This is a genomic window from Stenotrophomonas sp. (genome assembly GCF_032061965.1).
Lineage (GTDB): Bacteria > Pseudomonadota > Gammaproteobacteria > Xanthomonadales > Xanthomonadaceae > Stenotrophomonas.
The window spans coordinates 61,800-74,956 of record NZ_DAMBEF010000017.1 but is presented as its reverse complement, the minus strand read 5'-3'; the positions used below and the strand labels follow the sequence as shown (position 1 = coordinate 74,956).

Below are 13,157 nucleotides of genomic sequence, written 5' to 3'. Positions count from 1 at the left end.
AGCAGCCGGCTTTCACTGGCCCCTACGTTGCTTGCTCTGAAGCAGAAACCAGAGGACAGGAACGAGGAACCAGTGGGGGCAACGGCGATCTGGCGGCTTTCACTGGCCCCTACCTTGCTTGCTCTGAAGCAGAAACCAGAGGGCAGGAACGAGGAACCAGTGGCGGTAACGGCTATCTGCCTGCTTTCACTGGCCCCTACGTTGCTTGCTCTGAAGCAGAAACCAGAGGGCAGGAACGAGGAACCAGTGGGGACAACGGCGATCTGCCGGCGTTCACCGGCTCCTACGTTGCTGCCCGTTAGCGTCAGGCCCATGAGCATGTCCGGCGCCAACTCCCGTTCCTTGTTCCTGCCCACTATGTTCCTGGCCTCTACTTTCCTGCCCACTACGTTCCTGGCCCTTTCATCCGCTACCATTCCGCCATGCCCCAGTCCTCAATGACCCCACCGCCCCTGCAGGACGGCGACCTGCTGGCCGCCATCGACCTGGGTTCCAACAGCTTCCACATGGTCATCGCGCGCTACCTGCTCGGGCAGCTGCGCGTTGTCGACCGCCTGCGTGAAACCGTGCGCATGGCCGATGGCCTGGATGGCAAGGGCGGCCTGTCGCCCGAAGCCCGCCAGCGCGCGCTGGAGTGCCTGGCCCGTTTCGGCCAGCGCATCCGCAACATCCCGTCCTATCGCGTGCGCGCCCTGGCCACCAATACCGTGCGCCAGCTGCGTTCGCCGCTGTCGTTCCTGATGCCGGCCGAGACTGCGCTGGGCCACGCCATTGAAGTGGTCAGTGGCCGTGAAGAAGCACGCCTTATCTACCTCGGCGTTGCCCACGCGCAGCCGCCCAAGCCGGGCCAGCACCGGCTGGTGATCGACATCGGCGGCGGCTCCACCGAATTCATCATCGGCGAAGGCATGCAGACGCTCGAACGCGAAAGCCTGCAGGCCGGCTGCATCGCCAGCACCCGTCGCTTCTTCCCTGGCGGCAAGCTGAGCAAGAAGCGCTGGAAGGATGCACTCACCGAGATCGGCGCCGAGTTCCAGCCCTTTGCCAACAAGTACAAGACGCTGGGCTGGCAGGAGGCACTGGGCTCGTCCGGTACGCACAAGGCCATCAGCGAGATCTGCGCGGCGATGAAGCTGAGTAAGGGCGCGATCACCGCCGAAGCGTTGCCGCAGCTGCGTGAAGAGCTGCTGCGCGCCAAGCACATCAACGAGATCGAGCTGCCCACGCTGTCCAACGAGCGCCGCCCGATCATCGCCGGCGGTGTGCTGGTGCTGGAAGCCGCCTTCCAGGCGCTGGGCCTGCAGAAGCTGCTGGTCAGCAAGGCAGCCATGCGTGAGGGCATCCTCTACGACATCATGGGCCGCGCCAGCGACAACGATCCGCGTGACGAGTCGGTTGCCGCGTTGACCAACCGCTACGCCATCGACGAAAGCCAGGCCGGTCGTGTCGAGGAAACCGCACAACGTCTGTTCGCACAGGTGGCCGATACCTGGAAGCTGGATGCCGACGACGCCCGCATGCTGGGCTGGGCGGCACGCCTGCATGAGCTGGGCTTGATGATCGCGCACAGCGGCTATCACACCCATGGCAGCTACGTGATCGAGCATTCGGATATCGCCGGCTTCTCGCGGCAGGAGCAGCAGATGCTTGCCGCACTGATCCGCACCCATCGCCGGGGTATCCCCAAGACCGCATTCGACGCATTGCCCGAGCGCCTGCTGCTGCCCGCCAAGCGGACGGCAGCACTGCTGCGACTGGCCGTGCTGCTGCACCGTGCGCATGAAGCCGATCCCATTCCGACGCTGGAACTGTCGGTGGATGGCACGACCTTGTCACTGGTCTTGTCCAAGGCGTTCATCGATGCACGACCACTCTTGCGTGCCGACCTCATCGGCGAGACCGAGGGCATGACCGGCCTCGGCATCACCTTCCGCCCGTTCGTGGCCTGACCCCGCCTGCGGCGGTCCGGGCAGACGCCCGCGCCGCCGACAGCATGTGAGCGGATGGTCCCGCCAGCGCGCCCTGGATCCGCCCGCATCTGCCCGCAGCGCTGTCACACAGCCTGCATACCCTTGAAACATAGGCGCCACAGCCCACGCGCATCCTTCCGCTAAAACCGGGAGGCAGCCATGCGCTACGCGATCGTCACCGAGACCTATCCGCCGGAGGTCAACGGCGTGGCCCTGACCGTTCAGGGGCTGGAAAACGGGCTGCGCAAACGCGGCCATGACGTGGATGTGGTCCGTCCGCGGCAGCAACACGACGGCGATCCCGCCCCTCACGAAGTGCTGGTACGCAGCGCAGCGCTGCCGCGCTACCCCGGCCTGCGCTTTGGATTGCCGGCGCCGCTGCTGCTGGCACGGCAATGGCAGCAACAGCGCCCGGATGCGATCTACGTGGCCACGGAAGGCCCGTTGGGATGGTCGGCAATGCGCACTGCACGACGCCTGGGCATACCGGTCGCTTCCGGCCTGCATACGCGCTTTGACCAATACCTGCCGGACTATGGCGCCGCCTGGCTGCAAGGCACCGCCCTGCGCTGGATGCGTCGCTTCCACAACCAGGCCGAAGCCACGCTGGTGCCCACCCGCGAACTGCAGCAGTTCCTGCAGGAGAACGGCTTCAACCGCGCCCGCCTGCTGGCGCGCGCCGTCGATGGCAGCCAGTTCGACCCCAACAAGCGCGATGCCGCCCTGCGTGCTGGCTGGGGCGTGCAGGATGATGGCCTGGTGGTGATCTACGTGGGCCGCATTGCCGCGGAAAAAAACCTTGGCTTGGCGATCAGCGCCTTCCGTCGGATCCAGCAACAGCGCCCGGATGCCCGCTTTGTCTGGGTAGGCGATGGCCCGATGCGCGAGACGCTGGCGCAGCAGCACCCGGACTTTATTTTCTGCGGCGTGCAGCGTGGCCAAGCACTGGCCCGCCATTTTGCCAGTGGCGACCTTTTCCTGTTCGCCAGCCGCAGCGAGACCTTCGGCAACGTGACGCTCGAGGCGATGGCCAGTGGCGTGGCGACGGTCGCGTTCAACTATGGCGCGGCCCGCGAACATCTGCAGAACGGATATAGCGGAATTGCCGTGGACAATGATGAAACCTTCGTTGCCGCCGCAACACGCTTGGCCAATGACGATGAAATACGCGCCACCCTGGGCGCCAATGCCAGCCGCGCGATGCAGCGCCTGCATCCGGACCAGGTGGTCGCCGAGTTCGACGCCCTGCTGAGCGAACTGGCCAACCGGAGACGCTGCCATGCCGTTGCTGCCGCCTGAAGGCATCGCCGCACGCGAGGCACGCTGGTGCCGTCGCGCCAATCGCTATGGCCGCCGGCGCGGCATCCGCGTGGTGTTCTCCACGCTGAGTCGGCTTGGCGACGGGGTGTTCTGGTACCTGCTGATGGGCGCCTTGGTGCTGGCCGACGGCCTGGACGGCCTGCAGGCCTCGGTCCACATGGCCGCCACCGGCGTGTTGGCATTGACCCTGTACAAGGCGCTCAAACGCTGGACGCGCCGCCCCCGCCCGTTCGCTGCCGACCTGCGCATACGCGCCTGGGTCGCGCCGCTGGATGAATACAGCTTCCCGTCCGGCCACACCCTGCATGCGGTGTCCTTCACCGTGGTAGCGCTGGCGTACTACCCGTGGCTGGCGCCGGTGCTGTTGCCCTTCACGGTCGGCGTTGCGATGTCCAGGGTCGTGCTGGGCCTGCACTATCCCAGTGACGTGCTGGCCGCCACCGGCATCGGCCTGCTGCTGGGCACGGCTTCGCTGCAGATCGGATCACTGCTGCTGGCCTGATCAGGCCCTACAATGCGGGCATGACCACGCTGTTCATCTCCGATCTGCATCTGGACCCGAGTCGTCCAGCCATCACCGCACTGTTCCTGGACTTCGTGCACAACGAAGCGCGCCAGGCCGAGGCGCTGTACATCCTGGGCGACCTGTTCGAGGCATGGATCGGCGATGACACACCGTCCAGCGCTGCCGACGCGGTTGCACAGGCATTGCGCGAACTCAGCCAGAGCGGCGTGCCGGTGTACTTCATCCGTGGCAACCGGGATTTCCTGGTCGGCAATGATTACGCCGCGCGCGCCGGCATGCGTATCCTGCCCGACCCGGCGGTGATCGAGCTGTACGGCAAGCCGGTACTGCTGCAGCACGGTGATCTGCTGTGCACCGACGACGTGGCCTACCAGGCCTTCCGCGCGCAGAGCCGAAACCCGGCATTCATTGCCCAGTTCCTGGCCCAGCCACTGGAAGCCCGCGTTGCCTTCGCGCAGAAGGCCCGCGCCGCCAGCCAGGCCCACCAATCGGAAATGAAGCAGGGCGACAACGCCAAGTTCGAGACCGTTACCGACGTGGCGCCGGCCGAAGTAGTGGCCACGTTCAAGCGTTACGGCATCGACACCATGATCCACGGCCACACCCACCGCCCGGCGATCCACAACCTGCAGACCGGCGAGCACCGCTGCACCCGCATCGTGCTGGGCGACTGGTACGAGCAGGGTTCGGTATTGCGGGTGGATGCCGATGGCTTCCGCCTGGAAGCCTTGCAGCTGCCGCAAGGCTGACGCGATCGCCCGCAGCGGCATACGCCGCGAAGCCGCAAATGCAAAAGCCGCCTGACGGGACTGCAATCGCAATCACGTCTGGCGGCTTTCTGTTTGTTCGCTGCGTGGCTTTCGCCGCTCCTGCCGTTGGATCAAGGGGCTTCCACTGCAACCGCCGGATCGCGCGCACAGCCCTTGAAGGTGTCCTTGCCCAACACGAACTCCGCCGTATAGGGATGACTCAGGTCAGACATTCCGTCCGAGCAGGGCGCATGTTCCAGGGTCAGGCGGAACGCGGCATCACCTTCGCCGCCCTGCACCACCAGCAGGCCATCGTTCAATGTCCGCTCACCTTCAAAATGACGCGGCGCGTCCTGCGTTTCCGGCGTGGTGTAGTCCAGCTTGCCGCCATCCACGCGCACGCCCCAGAACGGCTCGGTACCCGATGCCTGCAATACCTGCGGAAAATCGTCCTTGAGCACGCTGTCGGCCTTCGCCGTCATCGGTGCAGGCGCAGGGGCCGCCGCATTGCTGTCCTCGGGCGCCGGCTTCTGCGCATCGCAGGCAGACAGTGCCACCAGCATCAAGGCGGAAATGCAGAATTGCTTCATCGGACTCTCCTGGCTACGTTGCCACGGCGACCGTGTCGGCACCGTTCGTCCCGCCGATGGTGTTGCCTGTGCAAGCCCGCCGTCAACCGACGAAAGAGCGCTCAGCCAGCCTGCTCCACGAGATTGGCCAGCTCCTCTTCATCAAAGCCGGCCAGCAGGCGCGCTTCGATGTTGAACGGGCCGTGCAGGTAACCGCCGGCGTACTCGCGCAACAGCTCCTTGAAGCGCCCGCGCGGCTCCACCCCGGCACGCTCGCAATACCAGCGGTACCAGCGCGAACCGGCGGCAACATGCGCCACTTCTTCGCGCAGGATCACCTCCAGCACATCGGCGGTCGCCGCATCGCCCAGCGCACGCAACTTGCTGATCATCGCCGGGGTTACGTCCAGCCCGCGCGCCTCCAATACGCGCGGCACCAGGGCCATGCGCGCCAGGCCATCGTGCGCGGTCTTCTCGCACATTTCCCACAGGCCATTGTGGGCGGGGAAATCCGCGTAGTCGTGGCCGTGCGCCAACAGGCGCTCGCGCAACAGCATGAAGTGGCGCGACTCATCGTCGGCACAACTCACCCAGTCGGCATGGAAACTGCCAGGCAAGCCCCGGAAGCGATACACCGCGTCCCAGGCCAGGTCGATGGCATTGAGTTCGATGTGGGCAATGGCATGAATGAACGCCGCGCGTCCATCGGTTGAACCCAGGCCGCGACGTGGCAGGTCACGCGGGTGCACCAGCACCAGTTGCGGTGGCCGACCCGGCATGCGGATGGGATCGGGGTCTGGCGCTTCTGTTGGCAGCTTCAAAGTGCCGGCTCGGTAGCGCGCGGCGTAGTGCTGGGTAAGCGCGACTTTCTCAAGCGGATCGGCGGCGGCCATGCAGATGCAGGCGGCGTCGAGCAGGGAGAAGTCTGCGGCTTCGGCCGGTGGTACGAATGCAGCGGTCACAGGCTGTGCTTGTTGCGTGTTCATGGCTGCTCGCGGATTGCCGCTTCGTTCTGCCCTTATCCCAACCCCTCTCCGCAGGGAGAGGGGCTTATGAGTCAGGCGCGACGCTTGTTCTTGGCTTCGTCCGAGCGCAGCTGCTGGATGCGTTCGAAATAGCCCGGCTCGATGCCGGTGACGTATTCGCCGTTGAAGCAGGACGAATCGAATTCCTTCAGCTCCGGGTTGCCTTCGCGTACGGCAACTTCCAGGTCTTCCAGGTCCTGGTACACCAGCCAGTCGCAGCCCAGGTGCTTTTCGATTTCCTCGACGCTGCGGTTGTGCGCGACCAGTTCCTCGGCGGCCGGCATGTCGATGCCGTAGATGTTTGGGTAACGCACCGGCGGCGCAGCGCTGGCCAGGTAGACCTTGCGTGCGCCGGCATCGCGCGCCATCTGCACGATCTGCTGGCTGGTGGTGCCACGCACGATGGAGTCGTCCACCAGCAGCACCACGCGGTTGCGAAATTCAAGGTGGATCGGATTGAGCTTGCGGCGCACCGACTTAACGCGTTCGCCCTGCCCCGGCATGATGAAGGTACGACCGACGTAACGGTTCTTGACGAAGCCTTCGCGGTACTTCACGCCGAGCACGTTGGACATCTCCAGCGCGGCATCGCGCGAGGTATCCGGGATCGGGATGATGGTATCGATGTCGTGATCCGGACGCAGGCGCAGGATCTTCTCGCCCAGCTTCTGGCCCATGCGCATGCGCGCCTTGTGCACCGAGACGTTGTCCATCATCGAGTCCGGGCGCGCGAAGTACACGTACTCGAAGATGCACGGGGTCTGCTGGGTATTGGTCGCGCAGATTTCGGTGAACAGTTCGCCGCGCTCGGTGATGACCACGGCTTCACCCGGGGCGACATCGCGCATGCGCTCGAAGCCGAGCACATCCAGCGCCACCGATTCGGAGGCCACTGCGTATTCGATGCCTTCGGCATGCTCGCGCTTGCCCAGTACCAGCGGGCGGATGCCATGCGGGTCGCGGAACGCCACCAGGCCCAGGCCCAGCACCACACTGACCACCGCATAGCCGCCCTTGCAGCGGCGGTGCACGCCGGCCACGGCACGGATGGCCGCTTCCGGGGTCAGCATGCGCTGCGCGTCCAGCTCGTAGGCGAACACGTTCAACAGCACTTCGCTGTCCGAATCGGTGTTGATATTGCGGCGGTCGGCCTCGAACACCTGGCGACGCAGCGCCTCGGTATTGATCAGGTTGCCGTTGTGCGCCAGGGCGATGCCGTAAGGCGAGTTGACGTAAAACGGCTGTGCCTCGTCCGTGCCTTCCGAACCGGCGGTCGGATAGCGCACGTGGGCGATGCCGATGCGTCCCTGCAGCAGCCCCATGCGCCGCTCGTCGAACACGTCGCGCACCAGGCCATTTGCCTTCTCCACACGCAGCCGGGTGCCATCGGCGGTGGCGATACCGGCCGCGTCCTGGCCACGATGTTGGAGGACGGTCAGGCCGTCATAAAGCTGCCCGGCGACGTTCTGGTTGCCGACGATTCCGACGATGCCACACATGTTGCGCGATCTCCGCTGGGCAATGCCCGTTAACGTGAAGGTGGCCGTGCCTGGCCTTGAGCCTCGACCCGTTTGGGGTCGGGTTGACCCGGGCGCACCTGCGCCGGATCGATGTTGGCGGGCAATGCCCCCGCCGGGTCGGCTGGACTGCTGTCATTCGCACGCTGCGCCTGGCCCTTGAGCCCCAACAGCGCTGCGGGCAGCCCACTGCCCTGGTCTTGATCGTTCGGTCCGGCATTATCGCCTGTCAGCACCGACTTGCCCAAGTCCATCATCGGCACTGACTGTATCGAAGGCATGGACGGCATCGATGGCAGCTCCGGCGGTTCAGGCAACTGCGCCCGCATCCAACCCGCCATGGGTTGCAGCATCGGCACCACGCTGGACTGCTGCCAGGCGGGTTTGCGCGGCAGGGACGTGAATCCGAGCAGGAACACCGCCAACACCGCAAACAACAAGCCCCGCACTGCCCCCAGGCACAGGCCCAGCAGGCGATCGGGCACCCGCAGGAACTGGGTCGAGTCGACCAGGCTGCGCAACAGCAGGCGCAGCAACAACATCCCCAGCCAGGTGCCGATGAATACCATCAGGAACCCACCGACGTAGTCACCCGCGCCAGGCTGATTGGACAGCAGCTGCGCCGCCGGCTCGCCGAACTGGACGGCGGCCCAGCCGGCGATCAGCCAGGTGGTCACGCCCAGAACCGTGGCCAGCAGGCCCCGCATCAGCCCCAACAGGGCGGACAGGCCAACGATCCCGAGCAGGATCAGATCAATCATGGCGCGGCCCGCACGCGCAGGTGCGTTGGTTGCGCCGGGCCTTCAGCGATTGCCCGCATCAGGGATGGGGTCGAACCATGCCGGCAACGCCCACCTTGGCCGCGACCTGCGCCTTGAGCTGCTCGGCGGCGGCACGGTTGGCGACCGGCCCGACCCGCACCCGGTTCAGCACGCCATTGTCGGTACGCACCTGCTCGACGAAGGCGCTGAAGCCGGCCGCGCGTGCGCGGTCGCGCAGTGCATTGGCATCGGCCGCCTGACCAAAGGCCCCCAACTGCACGGCAAAACCGACGTTACTGGCTGCCGGGGCTGCCGGCGCGGCCGCAACCGGCTTGGGCTCGGGCTTGGGTTCCGGCTTGGGAGTAGCCGGCTTGGGCGGTTCAGGCTTGGCCGGTTCCGGACGGGGCGCTGCCGCCACCGGCTTGGGCTCGGGCGGCAGCGGCTCGCTGCGCACCGGTGCCGGTGCCGGCGCCGGGGTCGCCGTGCTGGGTGCCGCAGCCACCGGCGCGGCGGGCGCAGCGTCGGCGTTGAGTACCACTACCTGCGCATTCACGTCATTGCGGACCTTGCCTGCTTCCAGCCGGACCAACTCGGCCTGCGCGCGGTCGGCATACGGGCCAATACGCACCCGCCACGCCTGGCGCCCATTGATGGTGTCAGCCTGGCGGAAACCGGGCAGGTTGGATTTCTTGAGGTGCGCGATCACCGCGTCGGCATCGGCCTCGCTGGCATAGGCGCCGAAATTGACCGCGTAGTTGCCCGCAGCGACAGCGGCTGGCAAGCCATTGGCTGCGGCGGCCGGCGCCGCCGGTGCAGCGGTGTCGGCAGGCACGGTCGCCGGCATGCCGACCGCGCCGCCTGCGGGCGCGGTGGGTGCAACCAGCGGCAGTTCACGGGTTTCGAACTGTCCCGGCGCTGGCGCTGCGGGGGCCTGCAACGGCACGTCCTGCACACCACTGTCCGGCGCCGGTCCTTTGACCAGCATCGGCAGAAAGATCACGGCCAAAGCCACCAGAACGATGGCACCAATCAGTCGCTGTTTCAGGGGAGTTTCCACAATGGGCGTATCAGGCGGCGCGGCGGAGTGCCTACGCGATTATATGCGGCGTGGGCGCAATGGCGTCTCAGTCAGCTGAACGGAGCAACGGCAAGGCTTCGGCTACGGTGTGAAAGGAACCAAACACCAGCACCCGGTCCCCCTCGCCCGCAGCGGCCAACGCCGCGGCCAATGCCTGCGCCACGGTGTCGGAAAGCACCGCATCACCGGCGTCGTTGGTGGCCAGACGGGCCTGCAGTTGGGCGGCGGTCTGACCACGCGGACCTTCCAACCCGGCGAAGAACCAGGCCTCCACCTGCGCCTGCAAGGCTGCGGCAACGCCCTCGGCATCCTTGTCGGCCAGCGCCGCGTAGACCGCCAACGTACGGCCCGCTATCGGCTGCGCCTTGAGCGCAGTGGCCAGCGCCGCCGCGGCCTGCGGGTTGTGCCCCACATCCAGCAGCACCTCCACGCCCTGGTGCTGGAACCGCTGCAGGCGCCCGGCGATCCGGGCCTCGGCCACGCCCTGCGCCCAGGCCGCGCGCGGCACCGGCTTGTCCAGCGCCCGCAGGGCGGCAATGGCAGTGGCGGCGTTGTTGCACTGGATCGGTGCCCACAGTGCCGGCTGCGGCAACTCGATGCGGAAGGACACATCGCGCCAGCGCCAGCGCTCGCCATCGATGGCCTCGGCAAAGAAGTCGCTGCCAAAACGAATGGCATTGGCGCCCAGTACATAGGCGCGGCGCAGCACGCTGGACGGCGGATCGATCTCCCCCAGGATCACCGGCTTCCAGCCGCGGATGATCCCGGCCTTTTCTTCACCGATGGTTTCGCGGTCATTGCCCAGCCAGTCGGCGTGGTCGATATCGACGGTGGTGATCACCGACACGTCGGCATCGACGATATTGACGGCATCCAGGCGGCCTCCCAGGCCCACCTCCAGCACCGCCAGGTCCAGCCCGGCCTGCTGGAACAACCACAGCGCACACAGCGTGCCGTACTCGAAATAGGTCAGTGCGGTGTCGCCGCGCGCGTCTTCCACGGCGTTGAAGCCGGCCACCAGGCGGGCGTCATCCACATCGGTGCCATCAATGCGCACGCGTTCGTTGTAGGACAACAGGTGCGGCGAGGTGTATGCGCCCACCTTCCAACCCGCGGCACGGGCGATGGATTCGATGAATGCCACCGTGGAGCCCTTGCCGTTGGTCCCACCGACCACGATGCTGCGCGCGGCCGGCTTTCCCAACTGCATGCGCTGGGCAACCTCACGCACGCGATCGAGCCCCATCGCGATGGCCTGCGGGTGCTGCTGTTCGATATGGGCGAGCCACTGCTCAAGCGTGGCGGGACGGGCGGAAGACATGCGGAAGGACTCTCTGGATCATGGGCCGACAGTGCATGCCGGCTGCGCGTTGCGCGCGGGAATGGCGCCCATGATACAGGGGCCGCTGCACGCAGCCGCCAAACATTCCCCAAAGGGAGAGAGCACAGCGGTGGTGCCGAGCCATGCTCGGCAGAGGCTTTACCGGCAATGCCCCAGCCGAGCATGGCTCGGCTCTACAGGCGCACCGGGCCTGCGTTACAGCGCGCGATGCTTGGCCTCACCGAAGAACGGGGTGTGATGGGCACAGTCGTTCAGGCGCACCACTTCCAGATGTTCTACATCCGGCCCTTCGAGCAGGTTGAGCGTGGTCGGGGCCTGGCGGAAGGTCCACAGCTTGGCGATCGGCAAACCCAGGATTTTGCACAGAATCACCCGGTTGACCGCGTCATGGGCCACTACCAGCAAGGTGTCGTCTTCGCCCAGGCCTTCGGCAGCTGCGGTCAGCCCACGCCAGCTGCGGTCCAGCACCTGGCGCAGCGATTCACCGCCCGGCATCAGCACGGTATCCGGTTCCTCGCGCCAGGCGCGCAGACGGGCGGGGTCCTTGTCGTTGATCTCACTGGCCAGCAACCCTTCCCACTCACCGTGGGCGATTTCCTGCAGGTCTGGCTCGGTCAGCAGCATGTCCGCGCGGGCGCTGCCCAGCGCGGCCTTGGCGGTGCTCTGCGCACGGCTCAACGGCGACGCCACGGCGCGGGTGATCTGCACATCGGCCAGCCGCTCGCCCAGCGCCTTGGCCTGGGCCTCACCTACCGGCGAGAGGGGAATGTCGATCTGGCCCTGGTAGCGGCCTTCGGCGTTCCACGGCGTTTCGCCGTGACGGGCAAGCAGGATGCGCATGCAGCTGATTCCATTGTGGTGTGGGGCCCGCCGGTTGAAGCCGGCGGGACGCGCATCATAGCCCGGCCGCATGGCAATACCGCCCAAGGTTACCGTCGATACGGATCCGCCAACGGCATCCCATCCGTACCCACGCGGCATCGGCAACGGCCCTGACACATGGCCCAACACCATGCCTGCAACAAACGGCGGCAACGTTGACACAGATGCAGGCGGGCTCCTGGCGTAGGATACCGGCTCCCTATCAGTGGCACGGTTCGACTTCCGCATGAGGGTCAGCAACCAGCCCTCCCCTCCTCGACGCGGCATGCGCAACCCTTCCAGTCTCCCGCAACATCCCGGCACCCCGTTCTGGAACGAGCCCCGCAACCGCTGGGCCGCCGCCCTGATCAGCGCATTGCTGCATCTGCTGATGCTGCTGCTTTTGCTGCATTCGAACCCGCCCGTGGTGTCTTCACCCCAGGGTGCCTCCGGTGGCGGTCGGGTCAAGGTGGACTTCGTCGGTGACGCGCCGCCCTCGCCCGACGCCGAGCAGAAACCTGTCCCCCGCAAACCCACGCATACGCCGCGCCCGACCAGCAAGGCGACCGCACAGCGGCGCAGTGAGCCGCGCAAGCCGGTTCCCGAAGCCCGCTACATCGAACCGCCTGCGGAACCGGAGCAGACGCCGGAACAATTACAGGCCCAGGCGCAACCTGAAACCAGCGCCGCACCTGCGAGCAATCCTGCCGATAGCGCGACGCGCCGGCCGCAGACCTGGACCGGGCGCCCCCCCGGATCACTGGACCGAACCACCGCCCAGGACAACATGGGGCGGTCTGCCGGCATGGGCGACGACAGCGGCCGACGCGTCGATCGCAGCGCTGGCGCCCCGGCCATGGAAGTGGGCGGCTACCAGATCGTCTATGACCTGCTCAGCGAGGAAAAGCTGCGCGCGTGGATGGACGGAGCCAAGGAAGTCGATGGCAAGAAGGAGCTGTCCATTCCGCTGCCCGGCACCACCTACCTGATGGTCTGCCCGGCTGAAGTTGCCCTGCGCCGCGGCTCCAGCAAATGCCGCATGCTGCAGGCCGGATCGCCGGAACTGCAGGACATCGGTGACGCACGCCAGTTCGTCATCGTGATGTACGTGTACCGCTATGGCGAACTGCTGTGGCGCGGGCCTGGGCCGTACCGCTAAGCAGGGAACTCCTCCCCAGCCCCCCCTTCGCTACGCAAAAGGGAGGGGGGCACGGCGGTAGTGCCGAGCCATGCTCGGCAGGGGCTTTACCGGTAAGGCCTCAGCCGAGCATGGCTCGGCTCTACAACAGTGCAGTGTGCGTTGCGACGCATTGGCTGTCTCGGCCCGCGAAGGGCCTCCCCTTCCCAGCCCTCCCCTTCGCTGTGCAAAAGGGTGAGGGCGGAACGGTAGTGCCGAGCCATGCTCGGCAGGGGCTTTACCGGTAAGGCCTCAGCCGAGC

The 13,157-nt window shown here is 66.4% G+C and carries 13 protein-coding genes; 5 read left to right on the top strand and 8 right to left on the bottom strand.

What is annotated here, in order from left to right; genetic code table 11:
• On the bottom strand, positions 1–356 hold a 356-nt coding region (locus tag RT460_RS10990), incomplete at its 3' end, for a hypothetical protein (RefSeq protein WP_313318999.1).
• 66 nt (positions 357–422) lie between these two features.
• Here RT460_RS10990 and ppx point away from each other — a divergent pair.
• The 4 genes from ppx to lpxH all read left to right on the top strand — a co-directional run bounded on the left by ppx (position 423) and on the right by lpxH (position 4,565).
• Positions 423–1,949, top strand: coding sequence for an exopolyphosphatase (gene ppx / locus RT460_RS10985; RefSeq protein WP_313318998.1), 1,527 nt, complete (start codon positions 423–425; stop codon positions 1,947–1,949).
• 180 nt (positions 1,950–2,129) lie between these two features.
• Positions 2,130–3,269 (top strand): glycosyltransferase family 1 protein, encoded by a 1,140-nt coding sequence (locus tag RT460_RS10980; protein WP_313318997.1) that lies wholly within the window; start codon positions 2,130–2,132, stop codon positions 3,267–3,269.
• Positions 3,250–3,792 (top strand): phosphatase PAP2 family protein, encoded by a 543-nt coding sequence (locus RT460_RS10975; RefSeq protein ID WP_313318996.1) that lies wholly within the window; start codon positions 3,250–3,252, stop codon positions 3,790–3,792. Before RT460_RS10980 ends, RT460_RS10975 begins: the two co-directional genes overlap by 20 nt.
• A gap of 20 nt (positions 3,793–3,812) precedes the next feature.
• Positions 3,813–4,565 (top strand): UDP-2,3-diacylglucosamine diphosphatase, encoded by a 753-nt coding sequence (lpxH, locus tag RT460_RS10970; RefSeq protein ID WP_313318995.1) that lies wholly within the window; start codon positions 3,813–3,815, stop codon positions 4,563–4,565.
• A 131-nt stretch (positions 4,566–4,696) separates the two neighbouring features.
• Here lpxH and RT460_RS10965 read toward each other — a convergent pair whose 3' ends face one another.
• From RT460_RS10965 to RT460_RS10935, 7 genes are all read right to left on the bottom strand, one after another.
• The gene (locus tag RT460_RS10965) at positions 4,697–5,155 is read right to left on the bottom strand and encodes a hypothetical protein (RefSeq protein ID WP_313318994.1); all 459 of its coding nucleotides are present in this window, start codon (positions 5,153–5,155) and stop codon (positions 4,697–4,699) included.
• Positions 5,156–5,256: 101 nt separating this feature from the next.
• Positions 5,257–6,027 carry a ferritin-like domain-containing protein gene (locus RT460_RS10960; protein WP_313319011.1) on the bottom strand — a complete coding sequence of 257 codons (771 nt, stop codon included), beginning with the start codon at positions 6,025–6,027 and terminating at the stop codon, positions 5,257–5,259.
• A 164-nt stretch (positions 6,028–6,191) separates the two neighbouring features.
• Positions 6,192–7,658: an amidophosphoribosyltransferase gene (purF, locus tag RT460_RS10955; protein ID WP_313318993.1), complete on the bottom strand. Its 1,467-nt coding sequence runs from the start codon at positions 7,656–7,658 to the stop codon at positions 6,192–6,194.
• 29 nt (positions 7,659–7,687) lie between these two features.
• Positions 7,688–8,437 carry a CvpA family protein gene (locus tag RT460_RS10950; RefSeq protein ID WP_313318992.1) on the bottom strand — a complete coding sequence of 250 codons (750 nt, stop codon included), beginning with the start codon at positions 8,435–8,437 and terminating at the stop codon, positions 7,688–7,690.
• Between the two features lie 58 nt (positions 8,438–8,495).
• A complete protein-coding gene (locus RT460_RS10945; protein WP_313318991.1) occupies positions 8,496–9,494 on the bottom strand; it encodes an SPOR domain-containing protein in 999 nt (332 codons plus the stop codon).
• Between the two features lie 67 nt (positions 9,495–9,561).
• A complete protein-coding gene (gene folC, locus RT460_RS10940; protein WP_313318990.1) occupies positions 9,562–10,836 on the bottom strand; it encodes a bifunctional tetrahydrofolate synthase/dihydrofolate synthase in 1,275 nt (424 codons plus the stop codon).
• A gap of 216 nt (positions 10,837–11,052) precedes the next feature.
• Positions 11,053–11,697: a histidine phosphatase family protein gene (locus RT460_RS10935; protein ID WP_313318989.1), complete on the bottom strand. Its 645-nt coding sequence runs from the start codon at positions 11,695–11,697 to the stop codon at positions 11,053–11,055.
• A 307-nt stretch (positions 11,698–12,004) separates the two neighbouring features.
• Between RT460_RS10935 and RT460_RS10930 the strand changes: the two genes are divergently transcribed.
• Complete coding sequence (locus tag RT460_RS10930; RefSeq protein WP_313318988.1) at positions 12,005–12,877, top strand: type II toxin-antitoxin system RelE/ParE family toxin; 873 nt, start codon at positions 12,005–12,007, stop codon at positions 12,875–12,877.
• Positions 12,878–13,157 lie beyond the last annotated feature (280 nt).